The organism is Streptomyces sp. F001 (genome assembly GCF_004187715.1).
Lineage (GTDB): Bacteria > Actinomycetota > Actinomycetes > Streptomycetales > Streptomycetaceae > Streptomyces > Streptomyces flavusporus.
In genome coordinates this window covers 43797-62547 of record NZ_QZWF01000041.1, presented here as the reverse complement: position 1 = coordinate 62547, position 18751 = coordinate 43797, and the positions used below count along the sequence as shown (strand labels likewise).

The window sequence follows — 18751 nt, the reverse complement described above, 5'->3', positions numbered from 1 at the left end:
CGCGGTTCAGCCCTGCACCGGCGTTCGGGCCGACAGTCCTCGGTTCAGGCACTGGGCCAGACGGGCCGCGATACTTCCGTCGGGATCCAGGCGGGGGTTGAAGATCGTGACGTCGATTCCGGTGGCCCGTTCGTCGGCCAGGGCCGTGTGCAGCACCTGCTCCAGCTCCGCCCAGCTCAGCCCGCCGGGCAGCCGGTAGTCGACGGCAGGCATGACCGCGTCGTCCAGAACGTCGACGTCGAGGTGGATCCAGTAGCCGGGGCCCGGAACGCCGGTGAGCCGGTCGACGGCCTCGCGAGCGGCCGTGGCAGCGCCCGTCGCACGCACGCCGTCGAAGTCGATCGCGTACAGCGAGGGCGGCAGCGGCTGCATCCCGAACACGGCGGCCTCGGTGGCATCACGGAAGCCGAAGGCGACGACGTCCTCGTCCCGCACCAGCGGTCCGCGGTCCTCGAGGTCGGCGAGCGGCCGGGGCCCGCGGCCCGTGGCCAGGGCGAGGTCCATCGAGGCCGCCTCGCCCACCGGTTCCGCTTCCGGTTGGTAGAAGTCGCTGTGGCCGTCGAGGAACAGCAGCCCGTGGCGTCCGCGCCGCTTGAGGGCGAGGAGCGCGCCGAGCAGGATGCTGCAGTCGCCGCCGAGGACGACGGGGAAGCGACCGGTGTCGAGAACGCCGGCGACCGCGTCGGCGAGCCGGACGGAGTACTCCGCGATTCCGGCACTGTTCAGGACCCCGGTGTCGGGATCCCGCCCAGGCGTGTAGGCCGGCGGTTCGACCCGGCCGGCCCGCACCGCCCCGGGCCGGTCCAGCAGACCGGCATCGAGCAGGGCCGCCGGCAGCTCCTGCACGCCGGTGGGTCGCAGTCCCAGCACGGACGGCGCCTCGATGATCGCCAGTTCCTGCACGTCACAGCCCCTTCGCCGATGGGCGGTGGCTCCACAGCCCATCGTCCCGCAGAACGCGGCCCACGCCCAGCCGACCCAGGTCGGCCGGCCGCCCCGTCCCGTCGGCAGTGCAGGAACAACCGGGGCTCCGGTGCGGCATCGGGGTGAGCGGGAGTGAACAGCGCCTCGTCCTGCCGGAGCACCCGTGCGCGGCTTGCGGCCGTACCCGGGGGCACGGCAGGGTTCGGTGGCGTGACCACCTTGCTGATCGTGCATCACACGCCGTCGCCCAACTGTCAGGCGATGCTCGAGGCCGTCATCTCCGGTGCGACGACCCCGGAGATCGAGAACGTCCGGGTCGAGCGACGGGCGGCACTGTCCGCGACGGCGTCCGACGTACTGTCCGCCGACGGGTATCTGCTGGGTACACCGGCGAACCTCGGCTACCTGTCCGGTGCCCTCAAGCACTTCTTCGACCAGGTCTACTACCCCTGCCTCGACGAGACACGGGGGAGGCCCTTCGGCTACTACGTGCACGGCGGCAGCGATGTCACCGGAGCGGTGCGCGGCATCGAGTCGATCACGACCGGCCTGGGCTGGCGGCGTACCGCCGAGGCGGTGACCGTGACGGGAGAGCCGGACCGGGCCGACATCCAGGCGTGCTGGGAACTGGGGGCGACGGTGGCCGCCGGACTCATGGAGCCGTGACGATCGGCCACCCTCAGCTGCCAGGTCATTCCGTGACCCGACTCGCCTCGGCCACCGGTCGCGGCGCCGGGTACCGGTCCGCCACCTGCACCATCAACAGCAGGAGCAGCGCGGCGAGCGAGGCCAGCGACGCGCACACCGCGGTGAGACCGGCGCTCCAGGGCGGCGCCACTGTGATGTGCAGGGCCCGGGACAGCCCGGCCGAGTGGATCCTTCCCTCGAGCAGCCCGGCCGCCGCCAGCGTCGCAGGCAGGGCCACACCCGCCATCAGCATCGGCACCGTGGCCCGAAGAGCCAGCAGGACAGCCAGCACCACGCACGCGCCGGACGCCCCGAGTGCGGCGACGTAGATGCTGGAGGTCGTGCCCTGACGGTGCAGCGGGAAGCATGCGGCGCCGCACACGACGAGGGCTGCAGCGGCCAGCCAACTCGGCCAGAACACAGGTCTCTTGGGCGGGGCAGGGGGACGGTCGCGCCGTATTCGGACGGTTCGCCTTCCGCGAAGCCCGAGGATGAGTTTGCTGTCCGCCACCGGGAACACCTCGGGGACGGGCGCGAGGGCGACGCTCGCCATCGTGCCCTGTGCGGCGGGCCTGGATATCAGCTCCGGCTGAACCTCGTACGGTTCCCGCACCTGTTGCTGGGCCAGTCGTCCGATGAGCTCCACGAGTTCCTCGACCGGCCGGCCCGTGGCGGCCGCCCGCACCGCTGCCTGTCCGCAGTGCGGCTCCAACGGCGTCTGGTGCAGCAACGCCATCAGACGTGTGACGTCCTCGACGCACCGGCCCTCGACCGCCGCGCGGATGGTTTCGTCCGCGCTGTCGGCCCCACGCGGTGGCCGGGTCAGTTCGGCGATCAGGTGGGCGACGTCGTCCACCGAGCGGGTCACCGCGACGGCCCTCAGGACGGCGACGACCGTCTGTGCGTACTCGGGTGACTCCTCCATCAGCGTGACGAGCTGGACGACTTCCTCCAGCGGCCGAGCGCTCACGGCGGCATGGACGAGGTCGAAGCCCGGATCGCCGTACGAGCCTCCGCCCGCAGCGCCCTCCTCGGCCCGGGGTGCCGTGGGGAGTTGGGGAGTGCTGTCGTCGGAGTGTCCCGGGGGACCGGCGGGCCCGGTGTTCTCCTCGGCTCCTGGGCCGATGGCCGAGGCCGGGCCGATCGCCGGGATGATCCCGGACAACGGTTCCGCCGAGGGGATCGCCTGGGTGAAGGCTATGGCGGGCTGATTCGACTGGGATGGTGAAGAGCGGGTGGTCATCCTGGGCTCCATGGGAGAGGTGCGGCCGCTCCTGCGCTGCCGAAGCGCGACGCGCGTTGTTCCGTCCCATTCCTAAGGCCCCGTCGGCTGCCTCGCCACCTGGGTGCAGCGACCGTGTGATGTCCCGGTGGGGAGTTCGGTCGTCCTGCATGCCGGGCTGGATCTGTGGCCGAGGCCACGCCGCAGATGAGATCCGGGCCATGTGGTGCCGGCCCGGCCGCGGGCTACCGTTTGCACACCCCCTGCTTCCCGCAAACACCTCGGACGGCCCGGCAGTGCTCGTAGACCTCTCCCCGCTCATCGCGGCGACCACCCAGTGGCTGACGCGCGCCTACCCGGCGTCCGGCGGTGCCCTCGCCTCCGCCCTGTGCGAGGTGCAGGCACGGCAGGCCGTGACGGTCGCGGCGTGGCTGCGGTATCCGACGCAGATGGACGCCGCGCTGGTCGGGATGGCCGGGCCCGGAGGCTCGGCGCGACTCGACTGGATCACCGGCGCGGACTCGGACGGGGGACAGGACCCGGAGGGTGATGCCTGGCGGACCTGGGTGGACGAGGTCGTGGCGAGCTGGGCGGCCTGCCTGCTCACGGACGCCGAGCTGGCCGGCCTTGCGGTGACCGCGCTCGCCGACGGCGGACACACCGGGGGCACACCGGTCGAGTTCCGACGCCTGATCGCACCCGACGAGCAGGACCGGCAGGCCGCTGCCCTGCTCCGACACCCCGACCTGCTCGCACCCGTGGCCGAGCTGCACCAGACCCTCCTTCTGGACCGCCTGGGGCCGGGACAGGCACTCACCGCCTGAGGCCGACGTGGCGGTGGCGCCGGGGGCGGGCATCCGGGGCCGGCCCTGAGGCGGCGCAGGCGCTCCGGTGCCGAGGCTGCGGCGGGTCCGCCGCCTGCGGGACGGCCGGGCCAGACGCTCGGCGTCTGGCCCGGCCGTGACGCCGTGCGTGGGACGGCCGGGGCAGGCGCCTCGGCCGTCCGGGGCCCACCCCGTGTGACGAAGCCCGTGCGGCGACCCGCGTCGTCAGTCCGGCTTGCCGCGTCCTGTCAGTGTGTCGCGCAGCCGGTCGACCAGTCCGGCACCCGGCGCCAGCAGCTTGTTCAGCGGAGGCGTGTCCGGGGCCGACGGATGCGGACGGGTCGGCGCCAGCATCTTCGCCTGGCGGACCTTGTCGCCCAGGTCGTCGAGCGCCTGCGGCGAACACGCGGCGCGCAGCTTGGGGAACAGGTTCTGTTCCTCGTCGGCCACGTGCGTGCGGATCTCACTCATCAGCAGGCCGATGAGGCGGTTGAACTCCGGATCGTCCGCATCGCAGCTCTCCAGGTCCTTCATCAGCTGTTCGGCCCTGGAATGGTCCTCGATCTCCTTGTCGGCCAGGGCGTCCCCGTCCGGCACGTGCTCCCGGACCGCGGGGTAGAGATAGGCCTCCTCGGCCACCGAGTGCCGTACCAGCTCCATGGTGACCTGGTCGGCGTGGAGCTTGCGGTCCTTGTCACCGGGCGGCAGCGCCTCGATCCGGCCGAAGAGCTCCTCGACCTCCCGGTGATCGGTCACCAGCTCGTCGATGACGTTTCCACCATGTGCCATGTCCATCGCCTCCAGCGTGGCTTCGGCGGTTCCGGATGACTCCCGCCGCTGCCTCCGAGTGCCCTGCACCCCGGGGGCCAACCCGCTCGGGTGCGCGCCTCACGCCCGCCAGCTGTACCGCCGCTCGGGCCGCCCTGCCACCCCGTACCGCAGCGACACCTCGGCGGTGCCGGTCGTGTGGAAGTACTCCAGATAACGGCGCGCGCTCACCCGGGAGACGCCGGTCAGGGAGGCGCACTCGGTGGCCGAGAGCGTGCCGTCGGCGGAGCGCAGGGCGCGTTCGACCAGGTCGGCGGTCTCGACGCTCATCCCCTTGGGCAGCGCACCGCCGGTCGGCGCCGGTGCACTCGCCCCGGCCAGGACCCGGTCCACATCGGCCTGACCGCGTACGACGGTGGCCAGCAGGCGGCCGCGCTGGGCGACGTAGCGCTCCAGGCGGGCCCGCAGGTCCTCGAACTCGAAGGGCTTGAGGAGGTAGTCGACCACGCCGTGCCGTACGGCGCCGCGCACCGTGTCCGCCTCCCGCGCGGCACTGATGACCATGACGTCGCAGTCGTGACCGGAGGTGCGCAGCCGTGGGATGACGTCCAGGCCGAAGACGTCCGGCAGGTACAGGTCGAGCAGCACGAGGTCGGGGCGCAGTTCGTCCACGGCGTCGATGGCCTGCTCGCCGCTGCTGGCGACGCCGACGACCCGGAACTGCGGGACCCGTTCGACGAAGGTGCGATGGACCCGGGCCACCATGAAGTCGTCGTCGACCACGAGGACGTCGATCGCGTCCGCCGTACCGGACGATTCCGTCGTACTGGTCATCGGCCCGCTCCTTCCGCCACCGTGTCGGTGAGGTGGCTGACGGTCATGCGTGCGGTGAACAGGGCACCGTCGGGGGTGTTGGTCACCGAGATCTCGCCGCCGTGCCGCTCGCAGACCAGCCGGGTCAGCGCCAGGCCGATGCCCCGCTCGCCCTTCTGGGCGGCCTTGGTGGTGAAACCGTGCGAGAACACCTCCCGCGCGAGGTCGGGCGCAACACCGGGCCCGGAGTCCCGTACCGCGATCTCGACGGTGGAGGCGTCCTGCCGCAGTTCGACCTCGACCCAGGCTCCGCGGTCACCGCCGTCGCCCGCCGCGGCCGCGTCCACGGCGTTGTCGACGAGGTTGCCGACCACCGTGGCCACATCGGCGGCGTCCTCCGGGGCGAGCCGGCCGAGTGCGGTGTCGTCCGAGATCCGCAGGCGGACCTTGCGTTCGGCGGCCTGTGAGGACTTGGCCATGAGCAGGGCGGCCACGGCCGTGTCGCGCACCCGGCGGCTGAGCGTGACGTCCAGCGACTGGCGGCGCTGGTGCAGCGCGCGGATGTAGCGCACCACCTCGTCCTGTTCCCCGATCTGGATCAGCCCGGAGATGGTGTGCAGCTGGTTGGCGAACTCGTGCGCCTGCGCGCGCAGCAACTCCGAGGAACTGCGGAAGGAGCCGATCTCCCGCTCCAGCCGGGCCAGTTCGGTGCGGTCCCGCAGCGTGGTGACCGAGCCGAGGAGCCGGCCGTCCTTGGTCACCGTCATTCGGTTCATCACCAGGACCCGGTCGTGCCGGATGACGACTTCGTCGCGCTTGTCGGCCGGGCCCTGAAGGTCTCCGGCCAGCACGTCCCGCAGTCGCCCCTCGATGCCCAGGTCGGCCAGGCTCCGGCCCACGCAGTCCTCGGGCAGGCCGAGCAGGCGCCGGCCCATCTCGTTCACCAGGGTGAGCCGGTGCTGCGGGTCCAGGGCGACGACGCCCTCGGCGATCCCGTACAGCATCGCCTCACGATGCTCGGCCAGCCCGGTGATCTCGCGCGGCTCCAGGCCGAGGGTCTGCCGTTTGACCCGCCGGGCCAGCAGCAGGGAGCCGGCCAGACCGAGACCGCTGGCGACGCCCAGGTAGGCGAGCAGATAGGAGGAGGCACCGCTGAGCCGCTGCCACACCGTCGGAGAGGCCTCGCCGATCATCACCGTGCCCAGCTGCCGCCCGAGGTTCTCCCGCGTGGCCCCGAGCACCGGCACCTGCGCCACGAGTTCCCGTACGCCGTCCACCTCCAGCTCCCCCGACCAGCCGCGCCCCACGACGGCGCCCTCGCCCAGCGGCAGCGCGTCGCCGATCACGGTGGGGTCCGTGGAACTGACGATCCGGCCGTCCGCGCCGGCCACCGTCACCGAGGTCACCCCGGACTGGGCCTGCGTGGAGTTGACCAGTGGCGCCAGGGCCTGAAGCGGCAGCGGCGCCACGAGCTGGCTGCGCACCAGGGGATTGGCGGCCAACTGCTCCGCCAGCGCGCTCACCCGGCGGCCCTCGACCCGGTTGAAGGTCGCCTCCGACTGGGCGAGCGAGACCGCGGCGACCGCCAGCAGCACCACCACGACGATGGCGAGCTGAAGCACCAGCATCTCGCCTGCAAGGGTCTGGCGACGGAAGGTGGCGACCACGACGGACTCGATCTCTGACAGCGGAGGGCTCACGGACGGGGCTGCCTCATCATGGCGTCCACCTGCGCCGGAGGAAAGAGATCGGTCGGCAACCCGGGCGCTGACACAAAGACCAAAACCTCCGTTGGTTCCGGAAGCGAGACAGACCGTCGACACGCAGGCACCATGTGGCCCACATCACCCTCCCCCACAGGGCCTTCCCGAACCGCATCCACGAACCGACAGGTGGTGGCACCAGTGCGCCTGCGCACCCCCCTCGCCCTGCTCGGGGCCGCCGTACTCCTGCTCCTGGGACCGCCCCTGCTGAGCACCGGCAGCGGCGCCGAGACCGGCACACAGATCCCGGGACTGCGCTTCATGGTCCCCAACACGCCCGGCGGCGGCTACGACATCACGGCCCGCACGGCCGCGAAGAACGCCGAGGACGCCGGGCTCACGCCCAACGTCGAGGTGTTCAACCTGCCCGGCGCCGGCGGCACCGTCGGCCTGACCCGCCTGGTGAGCGAGCACGGCAACGGCAAGCTCGCGATGTCGATGGGGCTCGGCGTCGTCGGCGCCGTCCGCTCCAACCACGCACCCAAGACCCTCGCCGACACCACCCCGATCGCCCGGCTCACCGAGGAGCAGGACGTCGTCGTGGTCGCCAAGAACTCCCCGTACCAGACGATCGACGATCTCGTCGACGCCTGGAAGGCCGACCCCGGCAAGCTCCCCGTCGGCGGCGGATCCTCGCCGGGCGGACCCGACCATCTCGCGCCGATGCTGATGGCGCGGGCCGCCGGCATCGCCCCGAAGGAAGTCAACTACATCCCCTTCGACGGCGGCGGTGAACTGCTCGCCTCGATCCTCGGCAACAAGGTCGCCTTCGGTGTCTCCGGCGTCGGCGAGTACCTCGACCAGATCAAGGCGGGGGAGCTGCGGCTGCTCGCGGTCACCGGCCCCGAGCGCGTCGACGGCCTCGACGCGCCCACACTCCAGGAGGCGGGCTACGACGTGAACTTCACCAACTGGCGCGGCATCGTCGCGCCGCCCGGTCTCTCCGACGCCGAGCGCGACAAGCTCGTCCGACTGATCGAGGAACTCCACGACTCGCCCGAGTGGCAGAAGTCCCTGAAGCAGAACGGCTGGGACGACGCCTTCCTCACCGGCGAGAAGTTCGGCGCGTTCCTGGACGCCCAGGACCAGCGCGTGGTCTCGGTACTGAAGGAGCTGGGCCTGTGACGACGCAGACCACCGACACCCCTCCGGCGCCCGCGCCGGCGCACCGCTCCTGGCTGCGCGAGCACTCCGAACTCGGCGTCTGCGTCCTGCTGCTGGCCCTCGGCGTGCTGGTGCTGACCGACGCCCTCACCATGGACGTCGACATCGCCCAGCGCGGGCCCGTCGGACCGAAGACCGTACCGATCGTCGTGGGCGCCGGGCTGCTGCTCATCGCCGCCCTGCTCGCCGTGGACGTCCTGCGCGGCGGCCGCGGTCAGGCAGAGACCGGCGAGGACATCGACCTGTCCGAACCCGCCGACTGGCGCACCGTGCTGCTGCTCGCCGGAGTCTTCCTGGGCGCCGCCGTCCTGATCGAACCCCTCGGCTTCCCCATCGCGGGCGCCCTCCTCTTCTGGGGAGCCGCCTTCGCGCTCGGCAGCCGCCACACCGACCGTGACCCGCTCCTCGCGGCCGGCCTCTCCCTCGTCACCTACGTCGTGTTCAACAACCTGCTCGGAGTGCCGCTGCCCGGCGGCCCCCTGATGGGAGTGCTCTGAGATGGACGCCCTCAACTCCCTTCTGGACGGCTTCGGTACGGCACTGACGCCGCTCAACCTCCTCTGGGCCGCCCTCGGCGTGCTCCTCGGCACCGCGATCGGCGTACTGCCCGGCATCGGACCGGCCATGGCGGTGGCGCTGCTGCTCCCGGTGACGTACGGGCTGGATCCCATCGGCGCGTTCATCATGTTCGCGGGCATCTACTACGGCGCCATGTTCGGCGGCTCGACGACGTCGATCCTGCTCAACACCCCCGGAGAGAGCGCCGCCGTGGTCGCCGCCATGGAAGGCAACCCGATGGCCAAGGCAGGGCGCGGCGCACAGGCGCTGGCGGCCGCCGCCATCGGTCACTTCGCCGGCGGCATGGTCGGCACGATCCTGCTGGTCGCGCTCGCCCCCACGGTCGCCGAACTCGCCGTCGACATCGGTGCCCCGGACTACTTCGCCATCATGGTCCTCGCCTTCATCGCGGTGACCTCCGTGCTCGGCTCGTCCCGCATCCGCGGGCTCGCCTCTCTGCTGATCGGCCTCACCCTCGGCCTGGTCGGTCTGGACCAGATGACCGGGCAGCAGCGGCTCACCTTCGGATCGCTCCAACTCGCCGACGGCATCGACGTCGTGATCGTCGCGGTCGGCCTCTTCGCCATCGGCGAGGCCCTGTGGGTCGCCGCCCACCTGCGGCGCAGGCCCGGCGAGGCGATCCCGGTCGGCCGCCCCTGGCTGGGACGCGGCGATGTGCGGCGGACCTGGAAGTCCTGGCTGCGCGGCCCGTTCATCGGCTTCCCCTTCGGGGCGATCCCGGCGGGCGGCGCGGAGATCCCCACCTTCCTGTCGTACGTCACGGAGAAGCGCCTGTCGAAGCACAAGGACGAGTGGGGCAAGGGCGCGATCGAGGGCGTCGCCGGACCGGAGTCCGCCGCATCGGCCTCCGCGGCGGGCACGCTGGTGTCGATGCTGACCCTGGGCCTGCCCACCACCGCGGTCGCGGCGGTCATGCTCGCCGCGTTCCAGCAGTACGGCATCCAGCCCGGCCCGCTGCTGTTCGAACGCGAACCCGAGCTGGTGTGGGGCCTGATCGCCTCCCTGTTCGTCGGCATGGTGCTGCTGCTCGCCCTGAACCTGCCGCTCGCGCCGGTCTGGGCGAAACTGCTGCGCATTCCGCGGCCGTACCTCTACGCGGGGATCCTGTTCTTCGCCGCGGTCGGCGCCTACGCGGTGGGCGGCGAGGTCGTCGACCTGGTGATCCTGCTGGTCATCGGCCTGATCGGGTTCGGTATGCGCCGCTACGGCCTCCCCGTGCTGCCCGCCGTCATCGGGGTCATCCTCGGCCCGAACGCCGAGCAGCAGCTCCGCCGCGCCCTGCAGATCAGCGACGGCAGCGTCTCCGGTCTGGTCGACACGCCGTTCGCGGTGACGGTGTACGCGGTGGTCGTCGTACTGCTGGCCTGGCCGCTGCTGAAGCGCATCGTGCGCCGTCCGGGCACGTCCTGAGGCACGCCGGGGGCCGCGCGGATGCGCTGCGCGGCCCCCGGGCACCGCCGAAAGGCACGGCCGGTCATGTGTCGTCCACCCGGCGCCGGTCGGCCTCGTCCCAGGCCCGGGTGTCGCGTGGCTCGATGTAGGGCTCGGCGTCGGGCGGGTGCCCGCCGACGATGGCCCGCTGGCGTGCGATCTCGGCATCGACCTCCAGGCCCAGCAGGATCGCCAGATTGGAGATCCACAGCCAGATCAGGAAGACGATGACGCCGGCCATGGTCCCGTACGTCTTGTTGTACGAGCCGAAGTTGGCGACGTAGAACGCGAAGCCGGCGGAGGCGATCAGCCAGATCACGAGGGCGAGGAAGCTGCCCGGGGTGATCCACCGCCAGCCCTTCACCTTGGCGTTGGGGCTCGCCCGGTACAGGATCGCGATCATGAACGTGACCAGGAGGACCAGCACGGGCCACTTGGCGATCGACCACACCGTCAAGGCGGTGTCCCCGAGGCCGATGATGTCCCCGGCCCGGCGGGCCAGACCGCCGGTGAAGACCACGATCAGCGAGCTGATCACGGCCAGCACCATCAGGACGACGGTCAGTGTCACGCGGATGGGCAGGACCTTCCACGCCGGACGTCCCTCGGGAATGTCGTAGACGGCGTTCGCGGCGCGCATGAAAGCCGCCACATAGCCCGACGCGGACCACACCGCCAGCACCAGGCCGACGACGGCCACGATGGTGCCGGTGCCGGCGGTGTTCTGCAGTTGCTCCACGGCCCGGACGATGATGTCCCGGGCCGGCCCCGGCGCGAGCTGCCGGACGTTGTCCAGCACCTTGTCCGTGACCGACGGACCGGCGATGCCCAGCAGTGACACCAGCACCAGCAGCGCCGGGAACAGCGACAGCACGCCGTAGTAGGTCAGCGCCGCCGCGCGGTCGGTCAGCTCGTCGTCCTTGAACTCCCGCAGGCTTCCCTTCAGCACCGCACCCCACGACCGCTTCGGCAGGTGCGTCGGCGTATCCGGTGCTGCCCGGTCCACCTCCGGCCCCGGCCCGGCCTCCTCCGGCGCCGGACTCCGGTCGCCGTGATCCTTTCGCCCAGGAAGATGGAGCTTCGTCATGCGTGCCGAGTAACCCTCGGCCCCGTACTTCAGTCGGCCGTCGGGCGGGCTGCGGAGAGTGACGGACGATGGCGAGCCGTGACGTCGGCGCCGAGCGGCTCCGAGCGGTGTCGTGGCTCTGGTCCGAACCACGACACCTCACGAAGCCGAATCCGCGGCGCCGGCTTCGTGTTCCCTCCGCGTACCCCCGTTGAAAGGTCGCCGATCGGCCTCGGTCAGCTTTCCGGGACGGCCTTGGCGCGGATGGACTGGGCCACGTCGCGGAGCTTGACGTTGTGCGTCTGGGAGATGCGGCGCAGCACGTCGAAGGCTTCTTCCTCGCTGAGGTGATGGCGCTCCCGCAGGATGCCCATCGCCTCGCCGATCGCATGACGGGTGTCCAGGGCGTGCTCCAGCTGGTCCACCGTGCGGGCATTGGCCAGGGCGACGGCGGCATGGGAGGCGAGCAGCCAGCCGGCCGTCTCGCTCTCCGGACCGAAGGCTCCCGGACGGGAGGAGTAGAAGTTCAGGGCGCCGAAGTCCTCCTCCAGCGTGTAGAGCAGGAAGCCGAGCATGCTGCCCACGCCCAGCTGCCGGGCCGCCGGTGCGAAACGCGGCCAGTGCGGCTGCGGCTTCGTCATGTCGGTGATGCGGAACAACCGCTCGCCGTCGCTGCGCCGGGCGGCGTCAAAACAGGGGCCCTCACCCAGTTCGCCCTGCAGCCGGTCGGACTCCTTCACCATCTCCCCGCACGCGGAGAGGGTCACCGCGCGCCCCTTGCGCAGGGCGAGAACACCCGCCGCCTCGCATCCCTCGATCAGCTCGACGGCACTCGAGGCGATCTCGTCCAGCGTGTCCTGCGGGGAGTTCTGCGCCAGCAGGTGGCGGGCGAGCCCCGCCATCTGTTCGGCGAACTCACGCCACTCCATCGCGTCCACCGTCCGCTCCTCGTACCTTCGCTGCGGGAGGAGGCCGAACGTCGATCGTCGGGACCGGCCCGTCGGGCCCGGCCACCGGAACCCAACTGCTCACGCCGGCCAGAGCGCCGACCCGGCCGCCCTAGTCGCAGCGTACCGCTCGGCCGCGGCCCTGTTCGGTACGGCGATCATGACCGCCGCGCACGCTCGCTCCCGTGTCTGCGGGCGTGGCGCAAAAGGCCCGGACGGAATCCGTGCACGACTCTGGGAACCTTTGCGTCGTCTCGTTACCCTCCGCCCATGATTTCCACGGTTGTGTGGGGTACGGGGAATGTCGGCCGTGCGGCCATCCGCGCGGTCGACGCGCATCCGGCGCTGGATCTTGCGGCCGTGCTGGTGGCCGACCCCGCCAAGGTCGGCCGGGACGCGGGCGATCTGGGCGGGCTGGGGCGGCGCCTCGGGGTGTCGGCGACCGATGACGTGACGTCGGTTCTCGCGGCCGGGCCGCGCGCCGTGGTGTACGCGGCGTCGGGTGACATACGGCCGGACGGGGCGCTGGCGGACATCGGTCGAGCCGTTCGGGCCGGGGCGGTGGTCGTCACTGCGTCGGTGTACGGGATGTACGACGTGCGGGGCGCCCCGCCCGAGATCAGGGACCCGCTGCTGGAGGCCGTCTCGGCCGGCGGCGGGTCGCTGTTCGTGTCCGGGGTGGACCCCGGCTGGGCGAACGACACGTTGCCCCTGCTGATCAGCGGACTCGGCTCGCGCATCGACGCGGTCCGCTGCCAGGAGATCTTCGACTACTCCACCTACGAACAAGAGGAATCCGTACGGAATCTGGTGGGCATGGGCCGCCCGATGGACTACCAGCCGCTCATGCTCGCCGAGAGCGTGCCGACGATGGTGTGGGGCGGGCAGATCCGCATGATGGCCAAGGCGCTCGGCGTCGAACTCGACGAGATACGCGAGACGCTGGAGCGACGCGCGCTCGAAACCACCGTCACCACCCCGACGATGGGGGAGTTCGAGGCCGGTACCCAGGGCGCGGTGCGCTTCGAGGTGCAGGGCATCGTCGACGGCCGGCCCCGTATCGTCATCGAACACGTCACCCGCATCCACGCCTCCTGTGCCCCGGACTGGCCCGCACCTCCCGACGGCGGTGCGGGAGCACACCGGGTGATCATCGAGGGCCGGCCCCGCATCGAGGTCACCGTCACGGCGACCGACGAGGGCGAGAACCGGTCGGCGGGCGGCAATGCCACCGCCGTCGGCCGGCTGGTGAACGCCATCGACTGGCTCACCGAGGCCAAGCCCGGCCTCTATGACGCACTCGACGTCCCGCTGCGCCCGGCAGCCGGCCGACTGGGAAGGACCTGAGCGGTGACCCTGCGCATCGACATCCCTGACGGAGCGGACCCCATCCCGTACGTGTGGGGCGAGATGGTCCCCGACATCGGCACGGCCGCATCGAACTTCTCGCTGGCCGTGTACGCCCACACGACCCTGGGCCTGAACGAGTTCGAGGCCGCGCGGCTGCGCATCGCGCAGATCAACGGCTGCGCCTTCTGCCTGGACTGGCGCACCGAGCGGGACGGACGGAAGGTCGGCGAGGACTTCGCCGAGGCTGTCGCCTCCTGGCGCACCACGGACTCCTTCGACGAACGGACCCGGCTGGCCGCCGAGTACGCCGAACGCTACGCCGTGGACCATCACCACCTCGACGAGGAGTTCTGGAGCCGGATGACGGCGCACTACAGCCAGGCCGAGATCGTGGAGTTGAGCATGAGCATCGGGTCGTGGCTGGCGTTCGGCCGGCTCAACCATGTGCTCGGGCTCGACACGGTCTGCGTCCTGCCCCGGCCGTGAGGCGAGCCGAGGCCACGCGGGGACCTCGGCTCGCCGGAAGCCGGGACGATCACAGATCAGCGGCGATGATCTCTTCGATGTTCCGTTCGGCGAGCGCCGTGATGGTGACGAAGGGATTGACGCTCGTGTTGCCGGGGATCAGCGAACCGTCGATGACGTAGAGACCCGAATGGCCGTGCAGACGGCCGTAGTTGTCCGTCGCCTTGCTGAGCACCGCACCGCCCAGAGGGTGGTACGTGAGGTGGTCGCCCCAGATCTTGTACGCGCCGAAGAGATCGGTCCGGTAGATCGTCCCCTCTTTGGCGTTGATCCGGTCGAATATGGACCTGGCCATGTCGATGGACGGCTGTTTCCAGGCCGTCTGCCAGTTCAGCTCCACTTTCCCGCTCGCCGCGTTCCAGGAGAAATGCGCGCGGTGCGGGTTCTTGGTGATCGACAGATAGAACGAGGCGTAGGTCTCGATTCCCGTGGGCAGCGGGGCGACTTCCGCGAATGCCCCGCCCGCGGCCCAGTTGTCGATTCCGGCGGTGGGAATGGCGGACTGCAGGGCGCCGGTCGGATCCCACATGTGGTTGGCGCGCCCGCACATGACGTTGCCGTTGTCGCCCCAGCCCTTGCCGACCTCGCCGTTCAGCCCGGGCAGCGCACCGGTTGCTTTCAGCCGGACCAGCAGTTTGCTGGTTCCCACGCTGCCGGCGGCGAAGAAGACGCGGTCCGCGGTCACCGTCTTCGTCGCCGTGACGGCGCCGGTGGTGTCGAGTTGCTCGATGCCGACCAGGTAGCCGCCGGTGGCTGCGGGAGTGACCGTCGTGACGCGGTGCAGGGGCGAGACGGTGACCTTTCCTGTGGCTCTGGCCTGGGCGAGATAGGTTTTCTGCAGGGTTTTCTTCCCGTGGTTGTTGCCGTACAGGATCTCTCCGGCCAGCGCCGACCGGGGGACCGTACCGGCGGCTTCCTGCTTCATGTACTCCCAGTCGTAGACGTCGGGCACGAAAAGGAAAGGGAAACCGGAACGCTCGGCGTGCTTTCGGCCGACGCGGGCGTACTGGTAGCACGCGGCGGTCTCGAACCATGCCGGGTCGATGGTGCTGACGCCGAGGCCGGTGTTGGCGCGCGGGTAGTACACGTCGTACATCTCGTCGGCGTCGACCGAGGGCAGGACGGCACCGAAGTTCTCCCGTTTCGGCGTGACGGCCATACCGCCGTTGACCAGTGACCCGCCACCGACACCACGTCCCTGATAGACGATGATCCCGCCCATGTCCTCGGCGTCCAGGATTCCGGTGTAGCGAGGTACGTCCTTGTCGAGCGGATAGCCCAGGAAGTTGCTCAGGGGTTGTCTGGTGCGGGTGCGCAGCCAGAAGGACCGGTAGTCGGGACTGGTCGTGTTGGCGAAGATCTTGCCGTCCGGGCCCGGGGTGTCCCAGGCCATTCCCATCTCGACGATGTGGACGTCGACGCCCGCCTGAGCGAGCCGCAGTGCGGCGACCGAGCCGCCGTATCCACTGCCGATCACCAGGGCGGGAACGCGGGCATCCGGTGCGATGACGGCGCTGCTGCTTCGGGACGCAGCCGCCGAGGCGGAAGTGGGAATGTTGCTGCTCCCGATCGCAGCCGCACCAAGAACAGAACCGGTTCCAATGATGAATCGACGGCGGGAACTCCCTCTGTGATGGCCTCTGTTCTGGAGGTCAGCGCTCATACAGCACTCCTCTGCTTCGAGTGGTCGAAGCGGGTTTTACTGCCACTTGCGCGATAAGTCACGACACACCCGAAGGTAACTTGCTTTCTTTCTTCACCCCTTGACGAGGGGTTGGTCCGTACCTATGGTCTCGGCAGCGCGCGTGTTCAGCCCCCCACCTGTCGTTCACATAGAAGAACGGACTCGCATGTCACACGCCCCCGCCCGACACCGCCGCAAGTTCCGTGCGTCCCTCCTCACCCTGGGAGCCACCACCGCCGCTCTCGTGGCGGGACTGCTCACCTGGCCCGGCGCACCCCACGCCGACGCAGCCCCGGCCACCTTCGTCCACCCCGGAGTGACCGTCTCCCGGAGCCAGTTGGACTTCACCCGAAACAAAGTCAATTCCGGTGCCCAGCCCTGGAAGGGCGCCTTCGACCGGATGACGGCGAGCAAGTACGCCGACCTGAACCGCACGCCCAAACCCCGCGCGATCGTCGAGTGCGGCTCGTACTCCAACCCCAACAACGGCTGCACCGACGAGCGCGAGGACGCGATCGCCGCCTACACCCACGCGCTCGCCTGGTACATCACCCGCGACGAGCGGCACGCGAAGAAGGCCATCGAGCTGATGGACGCCTGGTCGGCCGTGATCCAGGACCACACCAACAGCAACGCACCCCTGCAGACCGGCTGGGCCGGCTCCTCCTGGCCGAAGGCCGCCGAGATCATCAAGTACACGTACACCGGCACCTGGGCCAACTCCGGCCGCTTCGCCACCATGCTGCGGAACGTCTACCTGCCCGAGATCATCAACGGGTCCAACTCCAACGGGAACTGGGAACTGTCGATGATGGAGGCCGCGATCGGCATCTCCGTCTTCCTCGAGGACAAGGCGTCGTACGACAAGGCGATGGCGAAGTTCCGCACCCGCACGGCCGCCTACGTCTACCTCGCCTCCGACGGGGAACTGCCGAAGACCGTCCCCAGCCAGAACCTCAACACCCGTGAGAAGATCGTCAACTACTGGCAGGGCCAGTCCACCTTCGTCACCGGCCTCACCCAGGAGACCTGCCGGGACTTCACGCACACGGGATACGGCATCTCCGCGATCTCGCACGTCGCCGAGACCAGCCGGATCCAGGGCCAGGACCTGTACGGCACCGACGTCGGCGAACGGCTGCGGCACGCGCTCGGCTTCCAGGCCAAGTACGAACTGGGCGCGGCCGTCCCGGCCTGGCTGTGCCGCGGTTCCCTGCACCTCGGACTCGGCCCGGTGACCGAGGTCGGCTACAACGCGATGCACAACCGGCTCGGCCACGCCATGACCAACACCCAGGCACTGACCGAGCGGAACCGCCCGGCCGGCAGCAACAACCTGTTCGTGGCCTGGGAGACGCTCACACACGGCGACAACCCCAACTGAAGCGGTCAGGTCAGGTGATGTGGTGCACCACCTGGCTGGTCAGCTCGTAACGGGCACCGACGATGGCGAGTTGACCGGTGCTCACCTTGGCGGCGAGATCGGGCTCGGCCGCCAGCCGTGAACGGACGAGCCGTACGTTCGCGTCGATCGCCGCGTCGACGCGGGCGTCGCCCTCCTTGGTGTGGTCTATGGCCGGTGCTATCTGGTCGGTGAGGTACTGGATGTGGGCGGGCAGCGGCTCCCCGGACTCGTCGGCGTCCACGGCGGCCCGCACGGCACCGCACGACTGGTGGCCGAGCACCAGGACCAGCGGTATCGCCAGTTCGAGCACCCCGTACGCGACGCTGCCGAGCACGGCCTCGTCCAGCACCTCACCGGCCGTGCGCACGGTGAGCAGATCCCCGAGGCCCTGGTCGAAGACCAGCTCCGGAGGAACACGGGAATCGACACACCCGAGCACCACCGCGAAGGGATGCTGACCCGACGTCAGCGCCTGACGGACGGCGGGCGTCTCGTCCGGATGCTGCTCACGACAGGTGCGCCACCGCACATTGCCCGCCGCCAGCTCCCGCAAGGCCTGGCCGGGAGTACTGGGACGCGGTCGCGCGGTCGAGGAGGCGGCGGATGCGGGGGAGGCCACGGCGAAGCCTGCACCGAGGACGGCGGCACCGGTCAGTGCGGTGCGCAGGAGAGCACGGCGGGCGGGAGTCACCGCGGCGGCTCTGCGGGGAGTGGAATCGGAGTTCACGGCGCAGAACGTATGCCCGAGTCCGGCGCCCGCTCGTTCACGCTACTGAATCATGAACCGGCATGGAGATTTCTTGGCCGCGGGTTGGTCTGTGTTTGGTGGGGTGCAGGGGGTGTCTTGTAACTCGGACGATCGGAGCCTGTTGTTCCAGGTGCCGATGCACAAGGCTGACCGGAGACGACGAAGCCCGGGTGTTGCCGCGCAGAGTGCAGCAACACCCGGGTGTGGTGCGAACGCCGTTCCTGTCAGGCCCCGGGGAGCGCGGCGTCCCGGCGGGACCGTACGGTCATCAGCAAGGTCCGGGGCCGTACCGTGGCCGGGCGATGGGACGCACCGTCTGGTCCGGTGCGAGTTCGAGGCGTACCCGCCGGACGATCGTTGCGATGGCGGTGATCAGCTCGGTGAGCGCGAACCTGTCCCCGATGCACTTGTGCTTGCCTGCACCGAAGGGCAGGAATGCCCCGGGCGGCAGCGTCTGTTCGTCGTCCGACCACCGGTCGGGGTCGAAGGTGAGGGGGTCGGGGAAGAGCGCGGGATCGCGGTGCAACGCGTGCTGGCAGTGGGCCAGTTCGGTTCCCGCGGGGCACTGTCCAGGGCCCGAGACGGGTTTCGGTGAGGGCGCGGCGCGTGACGAGCCATCCGGTGTGGTGCAGCCGCGGGGCTTCCTTGACGACCCGGTCCGAGTACGGAAGCCGGGTGACGGCGTCGAAGGTCACGGGCTCGTCACCCAGCACGGCGTCCAGTTCGTCCAGGACAGGTGCCTCGATGTCGGGATGGCGTGCAAGCTCGTACAGCACCGAAGCCGTGGTCTCCGTGCCCGCCACCGCCAAGGTGAGGGCCTCGGAACAGATCTGGCTACCGCTCGGTTGCTG

The 18751-nt window shown here is 70.3% G+C and carries 18 protein-coding genes and 1 pseudogene; 8 read left to right on the top strand and 11 right to left on the bottom strand.

From position 1 onward, the window contains the following. Window positions 1-6: 6 nt before the first annotated feature. Window positions 7-903 carry an arginase family protein gene (locus StrepF001_RS40565; RefSeq protein WP_206307110.1) on the bottom strand — a complete coding sequence of 299 codons (897 nt, stop codon included), beginning with the start codon at window positions 901-903 and terminating at the stop codon, window positions 7-9. Between the two features lie 231 nt (window positions 904-1134). On the opposite strand from StrepF001_RS40565, the gene StrepF001_RS40555 reads away from it, so the two are divergent. Beyond that, window positions 1135-1590 carry a flavodoxin family protein gene (locus StrepF001_RS40555; protein ID WP_129803078.1) on the top strand — a complete coding sequence of 152 codons (456 nt, stop codon included), beginning with the start codon at window positions 1135-1137 and terminating at the stop codon, window positions 1588-1590. Between the two features lie 25 nt (window positions 1591-1615). Here StrepF001_RS40555 and StrepF001_RS40550 read toward each other — a convergent pair whose 3' ends face one another. After that, window positions 1616-2854 carry a hypothetical protein gene (locus StrepF001_RS40550; RefSeq protein ID WP_129803077.1) on the bottom strand — a complete coding sequence of 413 codons (1239 nt, stop codon included), beginning with the start codon at window positions 2852-2854 and terminating at the stop codon, window positions 1616-1618. A 275-nt stretch (window positions 2855-3129) separates the two neighbouring features. Here StrepF001_RS40550 and StrepF001_RS40545 point away from each other — a divergent pair, with 275 nt between their 5' ends. After that, window positions 3130-3657: a hypothetical protein gene (locus StrepF001_RS40545; protein WP_165396532.1), complete on the top strand. Its 528-nt coding sequence runs from the start codon at window positions 3130-3132 to the stop codon at window positions 3655-3657. Between the two features lie 225 nt (window positions 3658-3882). On the opposite strand, the gene StrepF001_RS40540 is transcribed toward StrepF001_RS40545, so the two are convergent. From StrepF001_RS40540 to StrepF001_RS40530, 3 genes are all read right to left on the bottom strand, one after another. Continuing rightward, window positions 3883-4446 (bottom strand): hemerythrin domain-containing protein, encoded by a 564-nt coding sequence (locus StrepF001_RS40540; protein ID WP_129803075.1) that lies wholly within the window; start codon window positions 4444-4446, stop codon window positions 3883-3885. Between the two features lie 99 nt (window positions 4447-4545). Then, window positions 4546-5259 (bottom strand): response regulator, encoded by a 714-nt coding sequence (locus StrepF001_RS40535; RefSeq protein WP_129803074.1) that lies wholly within the window; start codon window positions 5257-5259, stop codon window positions 4546-4548. After that, window positions 5256-6905, bottom strand: coding sequence for an ATP-binding protein (locus StrepF001_RS40530; protein WP_129803139.1), 1650 nt, complete (start codon window positions 6903-6905; stop codon window positions 5256-5258). Before StrepF001_RS40530 ends, StrepF001_RS40535 begins: the two co-directional genes overlap by 4 nt. A gap of 237 nt (window positions 6906-7142) precedes the next feature. Between StrepF001_RS40530 and StrepF001_RS40525 the strand changes: the two genes are divergently transcribed. The 3 genes from StrepF001_RS40525 to StrepF001_RS40515 are packed head-to-tail and all read left to right on the top strand — an operon-like array spanning window position 7143 to window position 10154. Next, window positions 7143-8126 carry a tripartite tricarboxylate transporter substrate binding protein gene (locus StrepF001_RS40525; RefSeq protein ID WP_165396536.1) on the top strand — a complete coding sequence of 328 codons (984 nt, stop codon included), beginning with the start codon at window positions 7143-7145 and terminating at the stop codon, window positions 8124-8126. Further along, entirely contained in the window at window positions 8123-8662 is a 540-nt protein-coding gene (locus tag StrepF001_RS40520; RefSeq protein ID WP_129803072.1) for a tripartite tricarboxylate transporter TctB family protein, read from the top strand. The genes StrepF001_RS40525 and StrepF001_RS40520 overlap by 4 nt, the downstream gene beginning before the upstream one ends. 1 nt (window position 8663) lies before the next feature. Beyond that, on the top strand, window positions 8664-10154 hold the full coding sequence (locus tag StrepF001_RS40515) for a tripartite tricarboxylate transporter permease (RefSeq protein ID WP_129803071.1): 1491 nt from the start codon (window positions 8664-8666) through the stop codon (window positions 10152-10154). A gap of 64 nt (window positions 10155-10218) precedes the next feature. On the opposite strand, the gene StrepF001_RS40510 is transcribed toward StrepF001_RS40515, so the two are convergent. Both StrepF001_RS40510 and StrepF001_RS40505 read right to left on the bottom strand, forming a co-directional pair. Further along, window positions 10219-11262 (bottom strand): YihY/virulence factor BrkB family protein, encoded by a 1044-nt coding sequence (locus tag StrepF001_RS40510; protein WP_129803070.1) that lies wholly within the window; start codon window positions 11260-11262, stop codon window positions 10219-10221. A 215-nt stretch (window positions 11263-11477) separates the two neighbouring features. Then, the gene (locus StrepF001_RS40505) at window positions 11478-12170 is read right to left on the bottom strand and encodes a GAF and ANTAR domain-containing protein (RefSeq protein ID WP_129803138.1); all 693 of its coding nucleotides are present in this window, start codon (window positions 12168-12170) and stop codon (window positions 11478-11480) included. 288 nt (window positions 12171-12458) lie between these two features. Between StrepF001_RS40505 and StrepF001_RS40500 the strand changes: the two genes are divergently transcribed. Both StrepF001_RS40500 and StrepF001_RS40495 read left to right on the top strand, forming a co-directional pair. Then, window positions 12459-13535 carry a dihydrodipicolinate reductase gene (locus tag StrepF001_RS40500; RefSeq protein ID WP_129803069.1) on the top strand — a complete coding sequence of 359 codons (1077 nt, stop codon included), beginning with the start codon at window positions 12459-12461 and terminating at the stop codon, window positions 13533-13535. 9 nt (window positions 13536-13544) lie between these two features. Beyond that, window positions 13545-14024 carry a carboxymuconolactone decarboxylase family protein gene (locus tag StrepF001_RS40495; RefSeq protein ID WP_129803137.1) on the top strand — a complete coding sequence of 160 codons (480 nt, stop codon included), beginning with the start codon at window positions 13545-13547 and terminating at the stop codon, window positions 14022-14024. Window positions 14025-14073: 49 nt separating this feature from the next. Here the strand turns inward: StrepF001_RS40495 and StrepF001_RS40490 are convergent, their stop codons facing one another. Next, window positions 14074-15726 carry a GMC oxidoreductase gene (locus tag StrepF001_RS40490; RefSeq protein ID WP_129803068.1) on the bottom strand — a complete coding sequence of 551 codons (1653 nt, stop codon included), beginning with the start codon at window positions 15724-15726 and terminating at the stop codon, window positions 14074-14076. Between the two features lie 187 nt (window positions 15727-15913). Here StrepF001_RS40490 and StrepF001_RS40485 point away from each other — a divergent pair, with 187 nt between their 5' ends. Beyond that, window positions 15914-17131 (top strand): alginate lyase family protein, encoded by a 1218-nt coding sequence (locus StrepF001_RS40485; RefSeq protein WP_129803067.1) that lies wholly within the window; start codon window positions 15914-15916, stop codon window positions 17129-17131. Window positions 17132-17141: 10 nt separating this feature from the next. On the opposite strand, the gene StrepF001_RS40480 is transcribed toward StrepF001_RS40485, so the two are convergent. The 3 genes and pseudogenes from StrepF001_RS40480 to StrepF001_RS50330 form a co-directional block, all read right to left on the bottom strand. After that, window positions 17142-17879: a carbonic anhydrase gene (locus tag StrepF001_RS40480; RefSeq protein WP_129803066.1), complete on the bottom strand. Its 738-nt coding sequence runs from the start codon at window positions 17877-17879 to the stop codon at window positions 17142-17144. 289 nt (window positions 17880-18168) lie between these two features. Further along, on the bottom strand, window positions 18169-18426 hold the full coding sequence (locus StrepF001_RS50335) for a cytochrome P450 (RefSeq protein ID WP_346657011.1): 258 nt from the start codon (window positions 18424-18426) through the stop codon (window positions 18169-18171). 103 nt (window positions 18427-18529) lie between these two features. After that, a pseudogene (locus StrepF001_RS50330) lies at window positions 18530-18730 on the bottom strand (cytochrome P450); the annotation flags it as partial. Window positions 18731-18751: the final 21 nt, after the last annotated feature.